Origin of the sequence: Paenibacillus sp. FSL H8-0280 (genome assembly GCF_045040665.1) — a bacterium.
GTDB classification, from domain to species: Bacteria; Bacillota; Bacilli; order Paenibacillales; family Paenibacillaceae; genus Paenibacillus; species Paenibacillus xylanexedens_A.
In genome coordinates this window covers 1367060-1389450 of the sequence record NZ_CP150296.1, presented here as the reverse complement: position 1 = coordinate 1389450, position 22391 = coordinate 1367060, and the positions used below count along the sequence as shown (strand labels likewise).

Here is a 22391-nt window from a genome sequence, read left to right as displayed (position 1 = left end):
CAACCTCTTTTCCTTTTCCGATTTTTCATCTTCCTTGGTTCTCAACTCATGGTAGAATTCCGCGCATTCGTTAACGTCTGGGCCAGATTTAAAAACGATCCAATGACCCGCTGCACCCGGTCCTCTATATCTTGACTCCCTTCGTACTCCTCGTATCCGTCAAATGTCGCTTCGAATCGTCTGCGCTGCGCACCCCCAATGGATATCCACTCCTGGGCATTGATGCCATGCAGATTGCGAACAATCGCTTGCAGTTGTAAAAGCGAACTTACCCCCACCGCTCCGCCAGAGGAGCTGATGGACAGGACGGTCTTGCCGCTGAAATGAGCCTGACTCAGGTGATCCAGTGCATTTTTGAGCACACCGCTAATACTGCCGTGATACTCTGGTGTAGACAGGATGATCGCATCAGCCGCGAGCATGCGTGTGTTCAGGTCTGCCAGATGTTCATGATCCGCTTGTTTTTCATCTGGTGCGTAGAATGGGAGTGGCGTCTGATACAGATCAAACAGGCTGGCCTGATGTCCCTGACCTCGAATAATCTCCACAGCATACTCTCCCAGACGTGTACTGGTTGCATTGTTCCGATTGCTTCCTGCCAAAATAACAATATTCATTCATGTCACTCTCCTTGGTTTTTTAATAATTCAAACTTTCATGTTTCAACCGATCTGTTATTTCTACTCTTATCTTACCTTTCTTTTGCATCCAAATCGTCAGCAGATAGACTTAACTTGAAATACCAAAAAACTCAACCTTTAGGTTGAGTTTATACGACTTAAGTATGAACATATGTCGGAATTGGTCAGACGACCCAGCCATTTCTTACGGCATGAAGAGCCGCTTGTGTCCGATCCGCCAGCCCCAGTTTGTCGAGCAGATGACTGACATGGGTTTTGACCGTTTTTTCGGTGATGACCAATTGGACTGCAATTTCCTTGTTGCTCAATCCTTGAGCAATCAGCCCCAAAACCTCTTGTTCACGGCGAGTGAGCATATCCAGACCACCTAGGGATGCTTCGTTTGATTTTCCAACCTGCTTTGGCTCCTGATGTTGACTGTCTGCTGTCTGATCTGTCGCTACATGCTGTGGTTGCTGTTCATTTATAGACCAATCGGATGAAGCCATCACATGCATCAATTGACCTGCTGCGGCGGGATGCAATTCTACCTGACCTGCATGCACATTGCGAATGGCCACAGCCAGATCCTCCGGTTCAATATCCTTGAGTAGATATCCTTTCACCCCTGCACGCACAGCAGGAACGACATGATCCTGATCCGAAAACGATGTGAGCACAATAATTCGCGTTTCTGGCATTAATGCACGCAATCGTCTTGCTGTTTCAATTCCGTCCATGACCGGCATATGCAGATCCATTAATACCACGTCAGGTTTTAACGCTTCCGCCTGCGCCAGTGCTTCCTGCCCGTTCGATGCTTCACCAACAACCTCCATGTCTTGCTGTGTGGTCAAAAAAACGTGCAACCCCCGTCTCACCATCGCATGATCATCTGCGAGCAAAATCGTAATCGGCATCTCTTCTTCCCCCTGACTTTATACAGATTCGAACGGAAGTGGAATGACTGCCGTTACTGTTGTCCCCTTGCGGGAAGAACTCACTATTTCTAAACTGCCCCCGAGCGATTGAGCCCGTTCCTTCATAATGGACAGGCCAAGGGAGCTTCCAGACGACGCTTTTGGCCTGTTCGCACCACCTTTTCCCTGATCTGTGACGGTGAATACCACTTCATGATCACTTAACTTGAGGGTGACCTCAGCAGAAGGAACATCCGCGTGTTTCCGTACATTATTCAGCGCTTCCTGTCCGATTCTCCACAATGCTTCTTCTATATTACGCGGTAAAGACCTCATTCCCGTCCGATTCATCACCACTTGAAGCCCCTGGCTGGTGCCGTATTCCTGTAGCGCATGGAGCAGCCCTGCTTCCAGTCCCGCGGGGCGGAGCTGCATAATCAATGCGCGCATTTCCTTGAGAGCCTCCTGAGACAAAGCCCGAATATCCTTCATCGCTTCCGCTGCCGGGTGCAACTGCTCGGAGCCGGATAACATACTTTCCGCGCCTTTAGCCGTTAACGATAGTGAAAATAAAATCTGATTAACCGAATCATGCAGATCGCGAGCCAACCGGTTTCTCTCTTCCATTCGTGCAAGTTCGCGGCGATTCTCCGCCAGCTTCAGACTCTCCCATGAGGCCGCAATATGTTCGGCCAATGCCTCCAGCACCTCACGGTCCGCCTGCGCAGGACCTGATGTTCCTATTCCGATCACCAGAATTCCTGTTTCCCCTGGCGTATGGTACGGAAGGGGGGCAGCAATTCCCGAGGCAATGGAATTCATAGTCTGGTCAGGCTCGCACAGGGTAAATATCTCAGCGATCTCTATTGCAGACAGAGATGTTACACGATGACAATTTATTATATGGTTAATGTGGCTCGTCACTTCTGAAGATAACGGAGTACTTGATAACGTTCGAACCGTATCATTTGCATAGGCTGCCTGCACAACGAACATTCCGTTTTTCTGCTGAATAGTTGTAGCAAAAGGCCAATCATAATGCTGCCCAAGCAGCTGTACAACTTTTAAAGAAAAAGCATCCGAATTGCTGCATTCGTTCACTGCAAGACCCAAAGCCGTGCTGAACTCCCCCAACTTGGCATACAGATCAGCTCGTCGCTGCTCCGCACGATACAATCTCATCCGCTCTACCGCACTACCAATCTGGTACGCCACGCCCTGTAACAGCGCCAGTTCACTGTCACTGAAATGTTCCTTGGCTGGCGCAGCCACGTTGAGCAGGCCGAGCATCTTCTCACCTGACCTTAACGGGACGGTTGCATGGTGGGTAATATTATGGGTATCTCCCCATTGGAATTCTAGGGCATTCTCCAGCCGTTTACAGTTAATGATGTTGACCGCATGATTGAGTTGACCATCCTTAAAGCGGTTCACACACCAGCAGGTACCCGTTCGCATGGGCTCTTTATCTTCACGCAGTAATGCCGGGGGCAGATTGTAATCCGAAACACAGGTGTATTCTCCACGTTCATTAATCAGAAACATCCAACCTGCCGTTAATCCGGTCAACTCCAGTAATTTGCCGACAACGGTATCCAGCATTAAGTTCAGATCATTGGACGTATTGAGCGTTTCCGCGATTGTCTTCAACGTGATCATTTCCTGCATTCCGACTTCTTCCGACATGGCAGACTTCTCTCCTTTGGCTGATGCCAACTGTGGTTTGTTCAACTATTGTAACCAATCCACCCTGGATATTAAAGGATCAACTTCTTCAATCGCTCACTCAGCCCAGCTTCTGTCGCTCTTTGCGGGACACAGACAAAGGCTCCATATTAATCAGACCTCGATCTGACAGAGCCAGCGCCATTTTGTAGAAAGCACGTGTACGAATCTTCGTATACGTATCCTTGCTGACAGGTGGATCAAACACATGGTTATACACTTTATAGTCAAACACATCATCGTCTTTCAGATATCGTTCACAGACGAGTACACGTTCCTTTTCACTCAGCCGGGAAACAACAAAATCAATCGTATCGCAATATGCCTGACGCGCGCGCTGCACGTCCACATTGTAGATTGCCGTTCTCGCCGTGGAATCCCCCGTCACATTGGTTGCACCGTGGAAACGCTCGGCGTAACTTGCCGTCACCATAACCTCTCGTTCTTCAAATGCAATGGTTTTATAGATTCGGTATTTTTCCAGCGCAGCTTCAACAGCTGTTTGCGTTTTGCGTCGGTCCAATTCGGGCAGCATCAATTCCATATTTATCTTCCTCCTTTAATATTTTTTATTCCATTCATATCTCTCACTCTATCGTTCACGTCATGTTGTTTTGCCATCATTCTTTGCACGATGGAAAAACGCTCTTATTCATAGAGTTGTCCAGTTTCCTAAATAAATAACGACATGTCTTCAATTTCCCGCTGTTGCCTTTTGGAATTACTCCAAATCGGTATAATCCGGGGAATTACCTTCTTCAAAGAGTCATTTCTAACATTCAACCTGTGTCACTGTTACATTTTGTTCGTATAGTGTTCGTATTTCTATTTGAGGATACCACTTTCTGGAGATCGGAGTAAACCTTCATTTTGGTTCGTTTTGACGATAAAATAAAACCTTCGCTCTCATTTCCTATGCCTTTTGGCATAATTGTTTCATATCTCTTTACCTAATGGTATATATACGTTATAGTACTGTTTAATTAATGAACTTCCGTATAAGTCATTTGACTTTTATAAGTTAAGATTAGGATTAGATATGCACGTTAACGGAGAGGACAGAAAGAACCTGAAGAAGCGAAGCGTTCGCCTTTATCACCGAAATTCCACCTATGAAGATATACATTCAGGAAATTCGGGGATAACAGCGATCGGAAGGTTGTTCTGTCATCGGAGTGATCTGTGCAGCACGAGCTCTCTTAATTTATAATTCAAGCACTTGTACGAATCGAAGGAGTTGGCATAATTGTGGAGCACGCTTTTGGTCCTTATATGAAACAACTGCGCGAGCAACAGGGATACAGCATCAATCAGCTCGCCGAAGCAGCCGGAATAAGCAATTCACAAATTTCACGTATTGAGAATGGGGTCCGGGGTGTGCCAAAACCAGCGACGATCCGCAAGATTTCAGATGCACTCTCGGTGCCCTATACAGAGATGATGAAGCAGGCTGGTTATATTGAACCAGGGAGTGCTGCTGAACTTCAGGACGTACCGGAATGGGCTACATACAAAGACCGTCGTGATTTCAAAAAGATGCTGGAGGACGATGATGATCTGATGTTTGACGGCATTCCACTCGATGAAGAGGACAAGAAACGAATCAAGGATGTACTGACAGGTCTGTTCTGGGAAGCCAAACAGATGAACAAACGCAAAAAGACAGACGAATCGGACAATCGCCCATGAGGCATGACCCACTGAATTTAATGAGGCAGCAGGTGAGATCATATGGATGACATCGTAACAAAGCTGATTCGAAAACACCGGACCAACTGCCCGTTCAGCATTGCCCGCGCGGTTGGAATACAGATTCGTTTCACCAATTTGGGGAAGTCCACCAAGGGACTGTACTTTCGCAAGCTCCGGCGCAGGTTTATCGTCATACACAATGATTTGCCGCCGGAATGGCAACGGTTCGTGTGCGCACATGAGCTTGGACACGACCGACTTCATAAAGGGATTAATCGATTCTTTCTGGAGGAACATTCCTATTTTGCTCCAGGCAAGCTGGAAAGACAGGCTAACCGTTTTGCCATTCAATTGCTGACCTCCGGAGTGATGCCTGAACCGGATGAATCTTTGGAGAAATTTTGTTTGCGTACCGGACTGCCGCGTGAAGCGCAGCATTTTTTTTACACTCTTTAAGAACATACGTTCTTTCCGAAGATTATATTTTCCAACAGCCGATTTACATGTCACTTTCAGGTTACTTATTTTTACGTAATTCGCGAGATTTCCTAATAATAGTCTGTTAAAATACTATTTGAGCTGTGTAAACGCTCAAGTAGATTATTATTATGGGAGGTTTCGGATTCATATGAAAATCTGGAAGAATTACGTTTCACTTCTGCTAACGGTCTGTTTGCTGTTTGGCAGTGTAGGTATTGCCGCAGCTGCAACGGATACCACTCCGGGCACAGGTAAACACATTACCATTCTACATACGAATGATACGCATGCCCGTGCAGTTGAATCTTCACCTGCTATGGGTTTTGCCAAAGTAGCTGGAATCGCTGACAAATATCGTAGCGAAAACCCGAACACACTCTTGCTAGATGCTGGAGATGCTGTACATGGTACAACATTTGCCACTCTTGTGAATGGTGAGAGCATCGTGAAGGTCATGAATGAAATGGGATACCAGGCCATCGTACCGGGTAACCACGAATTCAACTATGGTTCGGATCGCCTGATCGAACTGGCAGACATGATGAACTTCCCCATGCTGAGTGCCAACGTGAAGAAAAAAGACGGAACACGTCTCTTCGATCCTTACCTCATTAAAGAGGTGGATGGCGTGAAGATTGGTATCATCGCTTTGACTACACCGGAAACGTTGTATAAAACGAATCCTAAAAACGTAGAAGGTCTTGATATTACAGATCCATCTGCGGAAGCCAAAGTTCTGGTAAACGAAATCCGCAGCAAAGTAGATGTTGTTGTGGTATTGGGACACCTTGGACAAGATGCATCCAGCACGGATACTAGCTTTAAAGTTGTTAAAGAAGTTCCTGGCATCGATGTATTCATCGATGGTCACAGCCACACTGTACTGCAAGATGGCCTTGTATCCGATAACGGAACATTGATTGCAAGTGCAGGAGAATACACTAACTACGTAGGTGTCATCGATCTGTGGGTAGATGGTGGTAAAGTAACGAAGAAACAAGCAACATTAATTGATGAAACTGAAGCAAAAGACATCAAACCAAATGAGAAAGTCGCGACTCTCGTAAACTCCATTCAAAAAGAACAAGAACCTATCTTGAAAGAAGAAGTAGCCAATACAGCTATTCTGCTGGATGGTAAACGTGAACAGGTACGTGCAGGAGAAACTAACCTGGGTGACTTGCTTGCAGATGCCATTCGTGATGTCAGCAAAGCCGATATTGCACTGACTAACGGTGGTGGTATCCGTGCTTCCATCGAAAAAGGGATCGTAACCAAAGGTGATATCATCACAGTGCTTCCTTTTGGTAATCAAGTGGTAACTCTTGAAGTGAAAGGGTCCGATATTCTGGCAGCCCTTGAAGTCGGTGTAGCTTCCTATCCGGAACCAAGCGGTGGATTCCCGCAAGTATCTGGTATCAAGTTCAAAATAGACACTTCCGCTGCTGAAGGTAGCCGTGTACATTCCGTAACCGTGGGCGATAAAGCCCTTGATCCGGAAGCAACATATACACTGGCAACCAATGATTTCACAGCTGTTGGTGGTGACGAATACACCATGTTTGCCAAATATGCTACAACAGGTATGTACGGCGCGTTGGATGAAGCGTTGATTAACTACATGCAAAAGCTTGGCGCTGTAGACATCAAAACAGATGGTCGGATCAGTGAAGCGGTAAAACCTGCAGTAGAGCCGGAAACTCCGGCAACAGAAACACCAGCTCCAACCAAGCCAAAACCAGAAACACCAAAACCGGAAAAACCATCTAAACCAACACCAAGCAAACCAGCTCCAGCTAAACTTCACGTTGTGAAATCCGGAGATTCCCTGTACTCCATCTCCAAACAATACGGCACAACTTGGCAGGCATTGCAAAAGCTGAACAATATCAAAAATCCCCACTGGATTTATCCAGGTCAACAATTGAAATTGCCTGCAGCTTCTTAAGCTCAGCAAAGCAAAGTGCATATAGGCATGATCGCTTATAGTGCATCAGAATAACGAATCTGTTCTTGTCATAACCAAAAGGGTGTCCCCCAAGCCAGATTACTGGTTAAGGGGACACCCTTTTGTATCTCAGTTCTTAAACATCAATTCACATCAGATACTTGAACATTTCCTGTGGACATATCCTGCTGATCCTGACAATCATCTGAGGCAAAAATAAATCCCAGCCAGGCCTTTACGGACTAACTTCATCATGTGCCTTCCACACCGAACTATATAAAAGCTCTCCGGAATTACCGTGTTCATGCGGTTATTGTACATTTAATTTCGACATCTCTGTCTTCTCAACATTGCATACATGCACATAAATCCGCCTGAGTATGACCATCTTCAAACCCTTAATTATAAAATTATGTGTATACTAAATACATATGTCCAAATATAGTTATTTCGTATGATATCACTCATAAAATCCTACCAAAATGCATGCCTATAGCCCTCTTTTTCATGCTCACATTGGAATTTCAGCAATCAAAATCAGCTACCGCATTATATTCGGTACTATTATATGAACTCATATAATTAGCGAATCCCCTTGATCTATATAAGTTGAACTAAAGATATGTTCACACGTACACTCCGATGACAGAATAACCTTCCAATCGCTGTTATCCCCAGATTTTTTTGATTCCCTTTTCTCAAGGGAAAAATCCGGTGATAAAGGCGAACGCTTCGCTTTTTCAGGTTTTTTCTGTCCTCTCCGTCTCTGTGTAAATGATTAGTTCAACTTATTTAGGAAGTGAGCTGTTCCTTCACATAAAGCACAGCTTCCTGTGCAGTCAACCCGATTCGTTTCGATTCACCTGTTGCTGCAAGTGCGTGTGATCCCAGTTCGACCTGTCCTTCTGCTGCTCCTCGGCCAATGACGATCTGCACAGGCAATCCGATCAGCTCAGCATCCTTGAATTTCACACCCGGACGTTCATCCCGATCATCGACCAGTACCGTGTAACCGCCATCGATCAATTGTTGCTCCAGTTCAAGGGTAAGCTGGCGTTGCTGCTCATCCTTCCAACTTACTGTAATCAGATGCACATCATAAGGCGCAACAGCGACCGGCCAACGAATGCCCTCATCTCCTGCATACTGCTCAGCTATAGCGGCCATCAGGCGGGATACGCCAATGCCGTAACATCCCATGACTGGCGCACACTGGCGACCATTACGATCCAGGAATGAAGCGCCCATAGCATCACTATATTTCGTCCCCAATTTGAAAATATGGCCAACCTCGATGCCTTTGGTAAACACAAGTGGTGATCCACATGTTGGACAAGCATCCCCTTCCGCAGCAAAGCGGATTCGTTCTACTCGCTCCAATGCAAAATCAATGCCTGGGCGTACGCCGGAAACATGCTCATCCACTTCATTGGCTCCTGTAATTGCACTCTTCATCACTGCCACGTCAGCGTCCACTACCATCGGCAGATTTAGTCCAATCGGACCCAGGAATCCTACCTTCAGATTTGGATGTGCGGCAATGGCTGCATCGTCTGCAAGGATCAGTTCCTCTACCCCCAACACCTGCTTTAATGCGATGTCATTCAATTCATGATCCCCACGCACAAGCGCAGCGACGAGCTGACCATCCGCCACATAAAGCAACGTTTTGATCATATGTTCAGCACTTTTGCCTACAAAGGCGCTTAACTCTGCGATCGTACGAACGCCAGGTGTCGAGATGCGTACTACACTTTCCGCTCCTAGATGCTCATCCGTTTGAAGCGCGGAGTCTGCACTCGCAGAATCAGCTGGAACTTCCAAGCTTCCTTCTTTTTTCTCAATATCTCCAGAAGTCTGATAATCCGCTTTCTCCAGATTCGCAGCATATCCACAATGTTTGCAGGTTACAATTGTGTCCTCACCCACATCAGCAAGAGCCATGAACTCGTGCGTTTCCCCTTGACCGCCAATCGTTCCTGCGTCAGCCTCAACACGGATATATTCCAAACCACAACGCTCCAGAATGCGACTGTACGCTGTGTTCATCGCCTGATAAGTCCGATCAAGCTCTTCCCAGTCCGAAGCAAAAGAGTACGCATCCTTCATGATGAACTCACGTCCACGCAGCAATCCAAATCGAGGACGGCGCTCATCCCGGAACTTGGTTCCGATCTGGTACAGGGTGAATGGCAGCTTGCGATACGAACTCACCTCGTCCCGCGCTAGAGCGGTTACGACTTCCTCATGTGTTGGTCCAAGAGCAAATTCCCGTGCATGACGATCCTTCAGACGCATTAATTCAGGACCGTACTGTGTGTACCTTCCGGATTCTTCCCACAACTCCGCAGGCTGCATAATCGGCAGTAACACTTCCTGACATCCCGCACGATCCATCTCTTCACGAACGATCCGTTCAACATTTAACAATATACGCCGTCCAAGGGGCAGGTAACTGTAAATTCCCGCAGCAAGTTGGCGAATCATACCGGAACGCAGTAACCAGCGATGTCCTGCTGCATCTGCCTCCGCTGGCGCTTCACGTAATGTTGGGACAAGCATTTCACTTTGACGCATCATAACACACTCCTAATCTTCCTTTTTGTTATTAAATACGGCGCATAAACAGCAAAAAGACACATCCGTCAAGGGACGAATGTGTCGTGGTACCACCCTTATTTAACTGCAAATTAATCCCTTCGCAACCTATGCGATCTGTAACATGCAGTCCTACGGGGCATAACGGGCCCTGCCGGCGGAGGTTGCAACCCTGTATGGGCATTCTCTTCCGCAGCTCGCGAGGTAGGAATTTATGAAGCAGCTACAGGAACCTTGCACCACACTGTTCCCTCTCTGTTGAAGCTGGCTTGCACAATCATGTCCTCGTTATAACGCTGTTATCATTTTTGACCACATTAGTTCATTTACAAGTAATTGTCAACCAATTAGTCGAATACAACTCCAGAATAATACTCTACTACATCACGAATGAGCATAAACGCATCCCCATTTGTAAGATTGTTCTTGTCAGCAATGCCAGCAAGCGTGTCGGCACTTATAAAGTTTTGCATTTGTAATTGAGCAAGTGCCTGTCCAGGTGAAGTTTCCGTTTCTGAAGATCCCATTGCAAGAGATAACATATACGCAGCCTGATCCAACGTTAAAGGTAGGGTTACGGCATTCTCCATATTTGCTAGAGCTTGGTCGGCACTGCTTGTGTAGGCTTCTGGAAACATCGCTTGCATTCTTTTCAATTTACTTAAAAATCGTTCTGGATTCATTCCTTTATCCAGTTCCCAACCATCGTTATTATAATTGCCTGAAGTCATATACATACTCGCTGCAGCCAGCAATCCCTTGTAATCCTTATGCTCCATATAATCAGGCTGCTCGAAACGATGTACTTTCAGATCCATCCCCTGATTCTCCAGCATCTTACGTAGTTCAGATGCTCGCTCTTCGGAAGTTGAGAGTTCGCGGAAGGACTCCTTATGGATATATGCCAGCTTGACCGCCGCTCCTGCTGCTTCTCCCTCTGCCATTCCCATTGGGACAACTCTTGCACTACCGTGTGGGATTGTATCAAAACTTGCTGCACGTCCAACGACGAGCAAACCATCAACCTTTAGCGGTACAAGCGAGCGAAAAGGTACACCATATTGAATCGGACTCAACATAATCGTGCCCGGATTTCCAACACTCGTGCTCTGAATATCAATATCGTATGAGCCGTATCCAATGGCATCCCAATGATCACGATTTTCCATGACATCAGCTAATGTTAATCGGTACTCGCCATAGATATGACGTGATTCCCTCACGTAAAGTTCGTTCGCTGTTCCAGCATATTGTAGTCCTGCAAATTCATCATAATTTTTCTTCAGAAAATCAACAATTAGTGGGGCTTCTTTACGCCCGATTTCCAGACCTTTTTTCACAGATATCGGATCTAACGGATCTACCCCAAAGATTTGCATTGTATTAATCAAGATTGTATCATCATTTTGTCTTCCGATATTCAGACTGCGAATCTTAATATGTTGTGGATTGGAGGATTCATATTTTCTAGCATCACCGTACCCCCAAGCACTCATCTTATCAACCCCGGTTCCCTCTCTTTCCCTAAACTTTTGCCATACCTCATCAGTAACACCGCTTAACTTGAATACAAGCGTAGAGACCATTTTGGATTTACCATCTCCAATATCTTGTCTACCTATGGAGTATGGAACTCCTGCAGCTGCTGCAATATCCGCATCTTGCGTTGCATCAATGATGGAGCGGGTTGAGATCTGAACAGTTGTTCCATCTTCTTTAGTTATGCTCATACCCGTTATTGTCGTGTGATCTCCCTTAGATTGTTCAGTAAGGGGAACTAATTCCTTAGCATTCATCAACAGGTCAATATTAGGTTCAGAACGAACCATCCGATAGAAAATGTTAGCCGCTGTATTGGTATCAAATGAACTACCCTCGATCTGGTCAAACCATTCCTGGAAAATGCCTTTGTTCAAAAAGTCAGGCTGCCGCAAACTACTCAATAACTGCGGTTGTTCAGGGGAATAATTTAGATCCAGCGTATTAAGGCCTCCCTCTGTCAACAATCCTCCCAACATGTTGCGATCTCTTGCTTCCACCAGCAATACACGCATCCCATTACGAGCAGCCGATAAGGCAGCAGTAATACCTTCCGGATCCGTTCCAGCTACAATAACGTTATAGGAATCTTTCAGGTTTAGTGTAGATTGCACGTCCTCCAAAGGCTGCCATACATAATTATTATTAAATTTATAATTCTTGTTCCAAATATAGAATGCACCATATGCAGCGCTCATTAAAACAATAAACACACTAGCTATAATTGCTGTTATTTTCAATTTTCTACTAATCAAAGAAACAAACCTCCATATGTACTTGAAATTCAATAATACTAACTCGTGAAGTAGTTTTCCTACATGAGTATGCTATAAATAATAAAAAACTCCCCAACACTTCAAACGGTGTTAGGAAGTTCTGATAATAAGACGTAAAATTCTACTTTTATGTTGCCATAAATACAAACAAAACATAGGAAAGTCCCTAACTTTCCTCATTATAACGACCACTTTTGGCGAAGTAAAGACTTACCAAAACCGGAAATGCATTAGAAAGATCATTAAACACTCAGACTGTCCGTTCATCCTGACTACAATGAATTCTCTGGCGATGGCTGACATGGCAGCACGTTCCCTGTAATATAGAGAAATAGAAATCTATCACAGGTATTAATCGATAAAGGAGCTTGTCCTATGCCATATATCATATATGATCTTGAATTCACGGTAAGCCGCAATACTCGCTATTCTTCTGAAATTATTGATATCGGTGCCGTTAAAGTTACGGAAAGTGCAGATGGATTGGTCGTAACGGATACGTTCCATACGTATGTTCGTCCTTCCAATAAGTCTGTTCTGTCCACTGACACGATTCAGTTTACAGGTATCACCCAGAAAGATATTGATGCAGCCCCCCTTTTCCCGGCAGCATTAAACCAATTCATTGCTTGGATGGGAAGTAATCCCTATTACATGTGTTCCTGGGGACCCGATGACCGCAGCAAACTGATCTCTCATTGTCGCACCCATCAACTTGATGTGGCCTGGATCACCAATCATAACGATCTCCAGCAACAATGGTCCCGCACCGTTCGTAAAGAGGGAAAGTTCCGTCAACTCGGACTCGCTCAGGCTCTTGAAATCTGCGGAATTGAATTTGATGGTACCCAGCATCGTGCCTTGGATGATGCCATTAATACAGCCAAGGTGTTTATGCATCAATTTGACCGTTTCACGCTGGAAAGCAACTGTGCAGCCGATGATGAAGGCATTACATCCAAGGTTGTCTATTCCAGCTCCACAGAAGATGAAGAGAAAGAATCACCTTTTGGCAATCTGGCAAGCCTTTTCAAAACCAAAGAGTAACCGTCCACAGCACAGTACTTAATCGTGTTTTGCCTTAGGATTAGGTGGTATTCTAATCTCAACTTTTATTGTACATTTGTTGCCAATATTTTAGGCGTTCTTTCATCTTGATGCGGCAGATCTCCGGTTCGAGAATTTCCGCATCAGGTCCATATTTAGATATCCATACAAGAAATTCGTCAACATCACTTAATATGGCTTCAAATAACAGGCTACCTTCCGGTTCAATAGTTAGGATGGGTCGTATAAAAAATTGCTCCTGCATCACACGCGCCACAGCATGGGGGGCAAATCGAATTCTGAACGCAGTCCACTCCGTACTTCCCTCGTATGCCCAAGGAATGCGGAAGTGCGATTGCATCAGATAATCCTCTTTGCGAAACGTGCGTGGCAATATCCGTATCCTTTGCAGCCGGCTCACCTGAAATATTCGAAGTTTCTCCGACAGGTGACAATACCCTAACAGCTCAAATCTGTATTCACGAGGGATAAGACAGTAAGGATCTATACGTACGATCCCTTTTTTACCTTGAGACAGATACTCCCCTTCAATGGTGTTCTGTGAAATGCCAGCCTGAAGCAGGGTAATCAGGGATTGATTCTGCGAATCGTTGTTTTCATTTTGCCATGCGGGCAATCCCGCTTTGAACAATCCACTAATTTGCTCCGACCATTCCACTCGTTCTGTTTTGTTTTTCTGACTCGCAGCAACCACTTTCTCATAAGCGCTCTCAAAAGCAGGTTTCAGCAAAGGACGAATATTTTCCATAACTTCAGCAAGATGCATGAAAGCTTGGGCTTCTTCATCAGACCAATTTAGCGGATACATGGCAAACTGGCTGATAAACATGTACCCTTGTCCGTGTCCCATATTGGCGATCGGGATATGCATTGCACTGAGGGCCTCCATGTCGCGGTATATCGTCCTTTCCGTCGTCTCGCATCGCTGGGCGAGCTCACGTGCCAGTATGCCCGGCTTGGCCTGCACCAGCGTTATAATGCGCATTAATCGGATTAGTCGGTCTGTCATTTTGCCGGACCCTCCACGATGTTGTTTCAATAAATTTGATACAACTCCATCCATTGTTTAATATGATATTGATACATACATTCGACCTTCTCCTAAACTTCACCTTCAAATATGTAGACTCTCTCTATACCGTTACCATCTGAAATCAACCCTATTCCCCTAATATCTTTTTTTCACGATCATGATATCCTGTTGTAAACGTTATCTCATAGTGATAACGCAACTTTTCAACGATCTCGGCTTCCGCGTAATAGTCCAGATCTTGCTTCCGCGCAGCTTCAATTAACAATGCATCAGCATGACGACGTAACATATTACTTCCCTCTTGAACCCGGCCTCTTTCGTAAGCGCGCAGGGCTTGTTTGATCAGGGGCACGGTTTCACTTAATTTGATCGTCTTCTCCACCTTGGGATCTTCCGGCTGTCGCAACATGCCCAGATGACTGGTGTACTGAATATACAACTGTTCTCTTCGTAACAATACACGTTGACTTTGCTTCAACTTCCTTGTGCTCCAGTAGGCTGAACATACGGCAGCTTTTCCTGATACACGGGGTCCCATGACGAATTCAAGCAAAATTTGTTTACTTTCTCCCTTGTACATATCCCCAAGTCTCAATAACCAGCCAATATCCGTTTCCTTGGAACGACATCCATAAATGCCTTTTAGCTGTACTCCATATTCCGGTTTGAGCAAAAGTTCCAAATCTCTTGATACAATTTTGGGTGCTATTTTCCTAAGTCTTTTGGCAGGGGCACCGTTACGCCACTCTACCATCATATATACGGGGTCGGCTCCCCCTGTCGGTATGGCCTCTTTATTCCACGAATAAGATACTTCAAAGACTGAGTTCACTGGTAGTCTCTCCCCCGATTTATATGTATTATCTTCTAAGTTATCAGGGTGAATGGACACTATATTGTCACGGAACACATGTTCTCATTAAATTTTTCCAATATATTAGTTTTATATCCCTAAATCCGTCTCAATACGACAATAAACGACGAAAAAGCCTGGCACTAGGCCAAGCTTATCAATCACTTATCTATGACAAGTCCCAAATTAAACAGTAGGATGATCAATTCCCATTTTGTGTAAATATTGTACACCATCTGCTTCGTTTACCGGTGCATAGGTGACACTGTCAATGACCAGCTTACGCCCTACTGGCTCTCCATTCACAGTGATCATGATTGTTTTGGTTGATGTGTTCTGATCTGTTGTGTACATATGTTTCTACTCCTTCATGTTCACGATCTTATATTCAATCGGATATATTGGTATCGTTCATTAAATTGCGCATTTGTGAATAGCATGCACCCGGAACTGAAGTAAAAGATCTGTAAAACGGTCCGGTGTGCTTGCCTATCGTTCTATTACCCCGCAGATTTGTAAGCTAAACAGCCCTGTTCCTAAATAATTTTATATATTTCGGGTAATAAAACGATATCATCTTGAACCCATCGTCCCGGTTTTGACGTATAATGTAAGAGCCGTATTTCAACAATAGACGACGAATTCGGCGATTGATCTATCTAACCGAAGAAAGAGGTGTTAACGATGCCAAAATCCATTCAGGGTTATTTCATTCGGGTGTTATTCACCACATGCATTCTATTTACCGTTTCGATCGCTTCGACAGTAAGTGCAGCCAGCGCCAATATTTTTACGGATATATACAGCGGATGGGAGCGAGTCTCCGAATTGCCCGGAGAAGTGAACGCTCTGCAGGAAAGTTATAAGCAAACGATGGAGCAATTAAATCAAACGTCTGCTCAGTTGGGACAAGCCCAAGCCAATGTCGAAGCATTTAAGACCCAGAACGAACAACTGCTGGCTCAGAACCAGAAACTCACTGAAATGGTAAGTAAATTACAGGACGACCAGAATGCCAAAGCAGCTACTACCAAACGAATTCAGACGACGATCATCACTGTCGTTTCTCTCATATTGGGTTACTTTGTTCTGATTCGTGTGATGCGCTGGGGAATGCGTCGCCGTTCCGGCCGAGTATAAAAGAACAGGAGCAACTGCATGAACATACACTTGAACAATGCTGAAGCAGGCGGAGCTGGGCAAGTCGTCACATTTTCACTCATTAAAGATGACCGCCTTCATATTTTGCATCCGCAGCAAATTGTGGCCTTCCGCGGTCCAAGTGGGAGTCGCAATGATAAATTCATGAATATCACGGGCATATATCGCAAAAAAAAGCTGATTAAATCCGAAATCACCGGACCTTGCCAATTTGTGGCTGCCCTGCCTCCCGGATTCACGATGAAGGAAGTGGAGCTCACGGAGGACAGTGATCTGCTCTATGACTTCCGACACCTGTTCTTCTACTCTGATGGTGTAACCATGCATACCAAAATTCAGAAAATCAAAAACATGCTGATCACCCGTGATGCCGTGAAAATGAAATTTTCCGGCAAAGGCAAAATCGGATTGCTCACTCAAGGTCAGGTCTGCCAACAGGAACTTCACCCAACAGCGCCACTCTATGTGGATGCTGGTAGCATTATTGCCTATCCTGAAAATGCACATCTTGAACTCACCGTATATGGTAACAACCTTGCCAGTCAGCATATGAATTATCATTGGAAGATGACAGGACATGGATCTGTGCTCTTTCAGGCTGGTCGTGAGAATCACCGCTTGGAACAGGATCTCAACGATGAGGGACTGTTCAAACGAATTCTGAAAGAAGTGATCCCTTTCGGCAATGTATTGATCAAATAAGCTGTTAGTTGGTGGAGCCGACTGATTAGCTGCCACTATGCTCCAGTGGGGTGGTCACCACGCGGTTTCATGTTATAATGGTTCTGACAATTGAAGAAGAAAATCCATGCCTGTGGCATGGGAGAGGTTCGCGAACTCCCTCTATAAGACTTGACCATGTGATGGTCAGTATAAGTCTTGCGTACACTTTGTTTAACGGAATGTACGTAAAAAACTAAGGACACTTACTCATGCCTGCTTGTTTTGAAGCAGTTATCGAGAAGGTGTGTTTTTTGATGGATGCCAGTTCATGAACTTCTCTGTTCTTCCGACACTCTATGCCTATGTGCATGGTTTGATCTCAAGAAGATAGAGAGGTTTTTTTATGTTGAACGAAGAAAAAGCAGTCGTTGTATTCAGCGGCGGTCAGGATAGTACCACGTGTCTGTTCTGGGCCAAACAACAGTTTGCCGAAGTCGAGGTTGTTACGTTTGATTATGGTCAACGCCACAAGCTGGAGATTGAATGTGCAGCCGAGATCGCTCGTGATCTGGGCGTACAGCAAACGGTACTCGATATGAGTCTATTAAATCAGCTTGCCCCCAATGCACTCACTCGCACGGATGTCGAGATTACGCATGAAGAAGGCGAACTGCCAAGTACATTTGTAGATGGACGGAATCTGCTGTTCCTCAGTTTTGCGGCCATTATGGCAAAGCAAAAAGGAGCACGTCACCTGGTTACAGGTGTATGTGAGACGGATTTCAGCGGATACCCGGATTGCCGGGATTCATTTGTGAAATCGATGAATGTGACGCTTAACCTGTCGATGGACTATCCATTTGTCATTCATACCCCGCTCATGTGGCTGGACAAAGCCCAAACGTGGAAGATGGCCGATGATCTCGGTGCTTTTGATTATGTACGCGAGCGTACCCTGACCTGTTATAACGGCGTGATCGGCGATGGATGCGGAGATTGCCCCGCTTGCAAACTGCGCAAAGCCGGATTGGATCGTTATGTACAGCAACGTACTGCTGCTGAATCGGCGGGAGTGGATGTACGATGAGAGAACCGGGAACTTTCCGTATTGTAGAGCATCTGCAACGGATCGGAGAAGATATTCTCCCCACCCAGCTGCGCTACCACCGCAAACGTGTGCTTGTAAGCAAAGAATTCACCTTTGACGCAGCACATCACCTGCATTGTTATGAAGGCAAGTGCAAGAACCTGCACGGTCATACGTATAAAGTTATTTTTGGTATCAGCGGTTATCCGGGTGAAACCGGGCTGACGGTTGATTTTGGACATATCAAAGATATATGGAAAACTCAGATTGAGGGATATCTGGATCATCAGTACCTCAACGAGACACTTCCTTTAATGAATACAACGGCTGAAAATATGGTCGTTTGGCTGTTCGAACAGATGGAACATGCGCTCCAGACGGAGCCCTATGCCGGGCTGACCGATGGTGGGCGGACAGAGTTTGTCCGACTCTTCGAGACACCCACCAGTTACGCGGAAGCGAGACGGGAGTGGATGATCGATGAGTAGTGTGACACAACAGGTGAATGAGACGGGATCTCGCAAAGAGGCTCGTATTCCGGTGATGGAGATTTTTGGTCCAACGGTTCAAGGCGAAGGCATGGTCATCGGGCAAAAAACGATGTTTGTTCGCACCGCGGGCTGCGATTATCGCTGCTCCTGGTGCGACTCGGCCTTTACCTGGGACGGCAGTGGCAAGGACCAGATACGAATGATTACGCCGGAGGATGTATGGGAAGAATTGCGCCGCGTTGGCGGCACACGTTTCTCCCATGTGACCATCTCCGGCGGTAATCCCGCCCTGCTCGCTTCGTTGGGCGGATTGGTTGCCCTGCTGCGGGAGAACGACATCCGCACCGCGGTGGAGACGCAGGGCTCCCGCTGGCAGCCTTGGCTGGCGGACATTGACGAAGTCACCGTCTCGCCCAAGCCACCAAGCTCCGGCATGGACACCGATTGGGCCGTGCTGGATGATCTGATCGAACGGTTGGCCGCTGGCCCGGTAGAACGAAGTCATAGTCTGAAGATCGTGATCTTCGATGAGACAGACCTAGACTATGCCCGACGTGTGCATGCGCGGTATCCGGGCACGGATTTATTTTTACAAACCGGGAACCCGGATGTGACTTCCGCCGATACGCCAGATCTGGCGTCCTCGCTGCTTGCTCGTTATGAGTGGCTGATTGACCAAGTCAGTGCCTCCGATGACCTGAATGATGTTCGTGTGCTTCCACAGCTGCATACGTTGGTATGGGGCAACAAACGCGGCGTGTGATGGGCAGTATGGGTGGAATGGGCGGCATGATGTAAGGATGAGGACGATATGTCATCAGACAAAAAAGAGAATTATACAGGCAAAATTGCCTATTCATATATACCGCGAGGCTTTGGGCTTTGGCGGAAACAAGGAGCGTTTAATAACTGATGAGACAACCTGATGAAATGCAAGATGTGACGTTGCTGGGCAACCAGAACGTTAAATATACGTTTGAATATGATCCAGGAATCTTGGAGAACTTTGATAACAAACATCCGTACCGCGATTATTTTGTGAAATTCAACTGCCCGGAGTTCACCAGCCTGTGCCCGATTACGGGCCAGCCGGACTTTGCAACGATCTATATCAGCTACATTCCGGATGTTAAAATGGTCGAGAGTAAATCGCTCAAGCTGTACCTGTTCAGCTTCCGCAACCATGGTGATTTCCACGAGGATTGTGTGAATATCATCATGAACGACCTGATCAAGCTGATGGACCCCCGCTACATCGAAGTATGGGGCAAATTCACACCGCGCGGCGGCATCTCCATTGACCCGTATACTAACTATGGTAAGCCGGGAACGAAATACGAACAGATGGCTGACCACCGCATGATGAACCATGATATGTACCCGGAGACGATTGATAATCGCTAAACTGTCGGGTTCATCCATTCTGTATAAAATAGAATCATAGAATGCCAAAAACCGAACTCTGCTAAATAAGTTGAACTAAAGATTATTTACACTGACACTACGATGACAGAACAACCTTCCAATCGCTGTTATCCCCAGATTTTTTTCCATTCCCTTTTCTAAAGGGGAAAATCCGGGGATAAAGGCGAACGCTTCGCTTTTTCAGGTTTTTTCTGTCCTCTCCGTTATCGTGTAAATGTTTAATTCAGCTTATATAGCTTAAGAAGTTCGGTTTTTTAGTATACACCTTTTATGAAACTCAGTGTCTCGTTGCAGTGGGATCGCAGTGCATTCAAGTAGATTGATCTTCCTTTAGTTCTTTGACTTTTTTAATGTAATGTCTCAACATCAGCACACCAATCGATTGAAAAATGATAAATATGACGATAGCCACAGACAAAGATGCTGGGGCAACATATATAGCCTGAAACGTTATTACAGCCATATACAAAATAGTCATCACCAACTCACGTTTGGCGGATTCATAAGGTGATAAGGATTTCATATCCATCCCTCCTCTATCCTTCTTACACATAAATATGGGTCTTCTTACAGTATATGCTAAAGTAATACGTTTATTTTAAATGTAATGTTAGAAACAAACACCTCAGAAATAAAGTTGAATTCATCAACGTTTTCCCTTGTTCCCCTTGTCGGTCCTATCAATCTATCCTATTATGTAACAATATGCTTACACGCATAGAATACAACATCAGGCGCTGATCCCTCGTGACCGCGACCAAAGGAGAATTGTACATGTCTACACAAACCTCATTAACCAAGGACGCCACAGCGCGTTCGAAAATCCCACCCGGATTGGATGCCCAAAGCACCGTTTACCGGATACTTATTGCAATAAGTCTGGTTCATCTGTTCAATGATTCGATCCAGTCGGTCATTCCCGCCATTTTTCCAATTCTAAAAGACTCTATGCATCTCACGTATACTCAAATCGGATGGATCTCATTTGCTATTAACTTTACCGCATCCATTATGCAGCCTGTCGTAGGCTGGTTTGCAGATAAAAAACCGACGCCATCCATTCTACCTATAGGCATGGGTTTTACATTTACCGGCATGTTGCTGTTGGCTTTCGCCGACAGTTATATGGCTGTCCTGATTTCCGTTATCTTTGTCGGTCTAGGTTCCGCCGCTTTCCATCCGGAAGGTTCACGGGTATCCCATATGGCTGCTGGTCAACGCCGTGGACTGGCACAGTCCATCTTCCAAGTTGGTGGTAACGCCGGGCAGTCCCTTGCCCCATTGCTTACACGCTGGATCTTTATCCCGTTTGGACTGTTCGGTGCCATTGGATTTACAGGCATTGCTGCCATGGGGATTGCAGTTCAGATCTACATCGCCCGTTGGTATGGACGCATGCTGCAATCGGGAGGATATCTGCGTAGACAGGCTGCTGCCCGTCGTGCACCCAATCCTGCTTTACGCAAAAAGATTACTGCCGCCATTACGCTATTGATCTTGCTCGTCTTTGTTCGTTCCTGGTACATCGCTTCCATTGGCAGCTTCTATGCGTTTAATCTGAAAGATACTTTTGGATTGTCCACAGAGGACGCGCAGATCTATATCTTCTTGTTCCTGGCTGCCGGAGCACTTGGTACATTCTTCGGAGGCCCACTGGCGGATCGATTCGGCAAACGTAACCTGATCTTCCTGTCCATGGCTGGAGCTGCTCCACTGGCTCTGTTGCTGCCCTATGCGAATCTGTTCTGGACAGGCGTACTGCTAACCATTATTGGTTTTATCATGTTATCCAGCTTCTCGGTTACGGTTGTATACGCGCAAATGCTGATTCCAGGCAAAATCGGAACGGTCTCGGGCCTGATCACAGGTCTGGCATTTGGTATGGGAGGTCTGGGCGCACTCGTGCTGGGGAACTGGATTGACGTCTTCGGCGTATCACCGGTAATGCAGATGTGCAGCTTCCTGCCACTGCTCGGGATTTTCACATTCCTGCTTCCATCCGATAAATTACTCAATATCTGGGCGAAAGAAAATGGTAGTGAGGAATAAAGAATACATCAACAGGTGTCCACTTTTTATTCTATATTAGATCCATTCCTTACGTGGCAGCATCGCCCTTATAAGACGTTATCTTGCGCTAACGAACCTGACAGCACTTATTTAAACGAATCCTGCCGGTTTCCCAATCTAAAGAATCTGAGCAACGCTATTCCCGAGAAAAAGGCCGAAAACCTTGGAATGTGCGTGTGAAATGCAGAAATAACGTGTCTGAGATTCTTTAGAAATCGGGATTAGTGAAATATCGCCCAGTA

General features: G+C 45.8%; 21 protein-coding genes. 11 read left to right on the top strand and 10 right to left on the bottom strand.

The window, feature by feature from the left end; genetic code table 11:
* Positions 1-41 precede the first annotated feature (41 nt).
* The 4 genes from MHI12_RS06100 to MHI12_RS06085 form a co-directional block, all read right to left on the bottom strand.
* Complete coding sequence (locus tag MHI12_RS06100; protein WP_076319051.1) at positions 42-617, bottom strand: NADPH-dependent FMN reductase; 576 nt, start codon at positions 615-617, stop codon at positions 42-44.
* A 188-nt stretch (positions 618-805) separates the two neighbouring features.
* Complete coding sequence (locus MHI12_RS06095) at positions 806-1540, bottom strand: response regulator transcription factor (RefSeq protein WP_341010221.1); 735 nt, start codon at positions 1538-1540, stop codon at positions 806-808.
* A gap of 18 nt (positions 1541-1558) precedes the next feature.
* On the bottom strand, positions 1559-3271 hold the full coding sequence (locus MHI12_RS06090; RefSeq protein ID WP_405171858.1) for a GAF domain-containing sensor histidine kinase: 1713 nt from the start codon (positions 3269-3271) through the stop codon (positions 1559-1561).
* Between the two features lie 55 nt (positions 3272-3326).
* Complete coding sequence (locus tag MHI12_RS06085) at positions 3327-3809, bottom strand: ArpU family phage packaging/lysis transcriptional regulator (protein ID WP_017690187.1); 483 nt, start codon at positions 3807-3809, stop codon at positions 3327-3329.
* 701 nt (positions 3810-4510) lie between these two features.
* Between MHI12_RS06085 and MHI12_RS06080 the strand changes: the two genes are divergently transcribed.
* From MHI12_RS06080 to MHI12_RS06070, 3 genes are all read left to right on the top strand, one after another.
* Positions 4511-4954: a helix-turn-helix domain-containing protein gene (locus MHI12_RS06080; protein WP_082219000.1), complete on the top strand. Its 444-nt coding sequence runs from the start codon at positions 4511-4513 to the stop codon at positions 4952-4954.
* A gap of 42 nt (positions 4955-4996) precedes the next feature.
* On the top strand, positions 4997-5413 hold the full coding sequence (locus MHI12_RS06075) for an ImmA/IrrE family metallo-endopeptidase (RefSeq protein WP_017690190.1): 417 nt from the start codon (positions 4997-4999) through the stop codon (positions 5411-5413).
* A 172-nt stretch (positions 5414-5585) separates the two neighbouring features.
* Entirely contained in the window at positions 5586-7385 is a 1800-nt protein-coding gene (locus tag MHI12_RS06070) for a 5'-nucleotidase C-terminal domain-containing protein (RefSeq protein ID WP_405171857.1), read from the top strand.
* Positions 7386-8177: 792 nt separating this feature from the next.
* On the opposite strand, the gene MHI12_RS06065 is transcribed toward MHI12_RS06070, so the two are convergent.
* Entirely contained in the window at positions 8178-9962 is a 1785-nt protein-coding gene (locus MHI12_RS06065) for a proline--tRNA ligase (protein ID WP_405172944.1), read from the bottom strand.
* 368 nt (positions 9963-10330) lie between these two features.
* On the bottom strand, positions 10331-12277 hold the full coding sequence (locus MHI12_RS06060; protein WP_405171856.1) for an FAD-dependent oxidoreductase: 1947 nt from the start codon (positions 12275-12277) through the stop codon (positions 10331-10333).
* 396 nt (positions 12278-12673) lie between these two features.
* Here MHI12_RS06060 and MHI12_RS06055 point away from each other — a divergent pair, with 396 nt between their 5' ends.
* Positions 12674-13345 (top strand): exonuclease domain-containing protein, encoded by a 672-nt coding sequence (locus tag MHI12_RS06055; RefSeq protein WP_405171855.1) that lies wholly within the window; start codon positions 12674-12676, stop codon positions 13343-13345.
* Between the two features lie 58 nt (positions 13346-13403).
* On the opposite strand, the gene MHI12_RS06050 is transcribed toward MHI12_RS06055, so the two are convergent.
* From MHI12_RS06050 to MHI12_RS06040, 3 genes are all read right to left on the bottom strand, one after another.
* Positions 13404-14375 (bottom strand): helix-turn-helix transcriptional regulator, encoded by a 972-nt coding sequence (locus MHI12_RS06050; protein ID WP_405171854.1) that lies wholly within the window; start codon positions 14373-14375, stop codon positions 13404-13406.
* Positions 14376-14526: 151 nt separating this feature from the next.
* Positions 14527-15231 carry a hypothetical protein gene (locus MHI12_RS06045; protein ID WP_017690195.1) on the bottom strand — a complete coding sequence of 235 codons (705 nt, stop codon included), beginning with the start codon at positions 15229-15231 and terminating at the stop codon, positions 14527-14529.
* 207 nt (positions 15232-15438) lie between these two features.
* Entirely contained in the window at positions 15439-15606 is a 168-nt protein-coding gene (locus MHI12_RS06040; RefSeq protein WP_017690196.1) for a hypothetical protein, read from the bottom strand.
* 330 nt (positions 15607-15936) lie between these two features.
* Here MHI12_RS06040 and MHI12_RS06035 point away from each other — a divergent pair, with 330 nt between their 5' ends.
* The 6 genes from MHI12_RS06035 to queF all read left to right on the top strand — a co-directional run bounded on the left by MHI12_RS06035 (position 15937) and on the right by queF (position 20058).
* Positions 15937-16392, top strand: coding sequence for a hypothetical protein (locus MHI12_RS06035; RefSeq protein WP_036611459.1), 456 nt, complete (start codon positions 15937-15939; stop codon positions 16390-16392).
* A gap of 18 nt (positions 16393-16410) precedes the next feature.
* Entirely contained in the window at positions 16411-17115 is a 705-nt protein-coding gene (locus MHI12_RS06030) for an AIM24 family protein (RefSeq protein WP_036668803.1), read from the top strand.
* A gap of 367 nt (positions 17116-17482) precedes the next feature.
* Positions 17483-18163 (top strand): 7-cyano-7-deazaguanine synthase QueC, encoded by a 681-nt coding sequence (queC, locus tag MHI12_RS06025; protein WP_076209865.1) that lies wholly within the window; start codon positions 17483-17485, stop codon positions 18161-18163.
* Complete coding sequence (gene queD / locus MHI12_RS06020) at positions 18160-18651, top strand: 6-carboxytetrahydropterin synthase QueD (RefSeq protein ID WP_036611465.1); 492 nt, start codon at positions 18160-18162, stop codon at positions 18649-18651. Before queC ends, queD begins: the two co-directional genes overlap by 4 nt.
* Positions 18644-19417, top strand: coding sequence for a 7-carboxy-7-deazaguanine synthase QueE (gene queE / locus MHI12_RS06015; protein ID WP_405171853.1), 774 nt, complete (start codon positions 18644-18646; stop codon positions 19415-19417). The genes queD and queE overlap by 8 nt, the downstream gene beginning before the upstream one ends.
* A 149-nt stretch (positions 19418-19566) precedes the next feature.
* Complete coding sequence (queF, locus tag MHI12_RS06010) at positions 19567-20058, top strand: preQ(1) synthase (RefSeq protein ID WP_036668798.1); 492 nt, start codon at positions 19567-19569, stop codon at positions 20056-20058.
* A gap of 331 nt (positions 20059-20389) precedes the next feature.
* On the opposite strand, the gene MHI12_RS06005 is transcribed toward queF, so the two are convergent.
* Positions 20390-20602 carry a hypothetical protein gene (locus tag MHI12_RS06005; protein ID WP_341010237.1) on the bottom strand — a complete coding sequence of 71 codons (213 nt, stop codon included), beginning with the start codon at positions 20600-20602 and terminating at the stop codon, positions 20390-20392.
* 251 nt (positions 20603-20853) lie between these two features.
* Between MHI12_RS06005 and MHI12_RS06000 the strand changes: the two genes are divergently transcribed.
* The gene (locus MHI12_RS06000) at positions 20854-22128 is read left to right on the top strand and encodes an MFS transporter (RefSeq protein ID WP_405171852.1); all 1275 of its coding nucleotides are present in this window, start codon (positions 20854-20856) and stop codon (positions 22126-22128) included.
* Positions 22129-22391 lie beyond the last annotated feature (263 nt).

Bases quoted from the DNA above. Each gene is read 5' to 3' on its own strand.
- MHI12_RS06100 (WP_076319051.1), bottom strand. From the start codon at position 617: ATGAATATTGTTATTTTGGCAGGAAGCAATCGGAACAATGCAACCAGT.
- MHI12_RS06095 (WP_341010221.1), bottom strand. From the start codon at position 1,540: ATGCCGATTACGATTTTGCTCGCAGATGATCATGCGATGGTGAGACGG.
- MHI12_RS06085 (WP_017690187.1), bottom strand. From the start codon at position 3,809: ATGGAATTGATGCTGCCCGAATTGGACCGACGCAAAACGCAAACAGCT.
- MHI12_RS06075 (WP_017690190.1), top strand. From the start codon at position 4,997: ATGGATGACATCGTAACAAAGCTGATTCGAAAACACCGGACCAACTGC.
- MHI12_RS06070 (WP_405171857.1), top strand. From the start codon at position 5,586: ATGAAAATCTGGAAGAATTACGTTTCACTTCTGCTAACGGTCTGTTTG.
- MHI12_RS06065 (WP_405172944.1), bottom strand. From the start codon at position 9,962: ATGCGTCAAAGTGAAATGCTTGTCCCAACATTACGTGAAGCGCCAGCG.
- MHI12_RS06055 (WP_405171855.1), top strand. From the start codon at position 12,674: ATGCCATATATCATATATGATCTTGAATTCACGGTAAGCCGCAATACT.
- MHI12_RS06050 (WP_405171854.1), bottom strand. From the start codon at position 14,375: ATGACAGACCGACTAATCCGATTAATGCGCATTATAACGCTGGTGCAG.
- MHI12_RS06040 (WP_017690196.1), bottom strand. From the start codon at position 15,606: ATGTACACAACAGATCAGAACACATCAACCAAAACAATCATGATCACT.
- MHI12_RS06035 (WP_036611459.1), top strand. From the start codon at position 15,937: ATGCCAAAATCCATTCAGGGTTATTTCATTCGGGTGTTATTCACCACA.
- MHI12_RS06030 (WP_036668803.1), top strand. From the start codon at position 16,411: ATGAACATACACTTGAACAATGCTGAAGCAGGCGGAGCTGGGCAAGTC.
- queD (WP_036611465.1), top strand. From the start codon at position 18,160: ATGAGAGAACCGGGAACTTTCCGTATTGTAGAGCATCTGCAACGGATC.
- queE (WP_405171853.1), top strand. From the start codon at position 18,644: ATGAGTAGTGTGACACAACAGGTGAATGAGACGGGATCTCGCAAAGAG.
- queF (WP_036668798.1), top strand. From the start codon at position 19,567: ATGAGACAACCTGATGAAATGCAAGATGTGACGTTGCTGGGCAACCAG.
- MHI12_RS06005 (WP_341010237.1), bottom strand. From the start codon at position 20,602: ATGAAATCCTTATCACCTTATGAATCCGCCAAACGTGAGTTGGTGATG.
- MHI12_RS06000 (WP_405171852.1), top strand. From the start codon at position 20,854: ATGTCTACACAAACCTCATTAACCAAGGACGCCACAGCGCGTTCGAAA.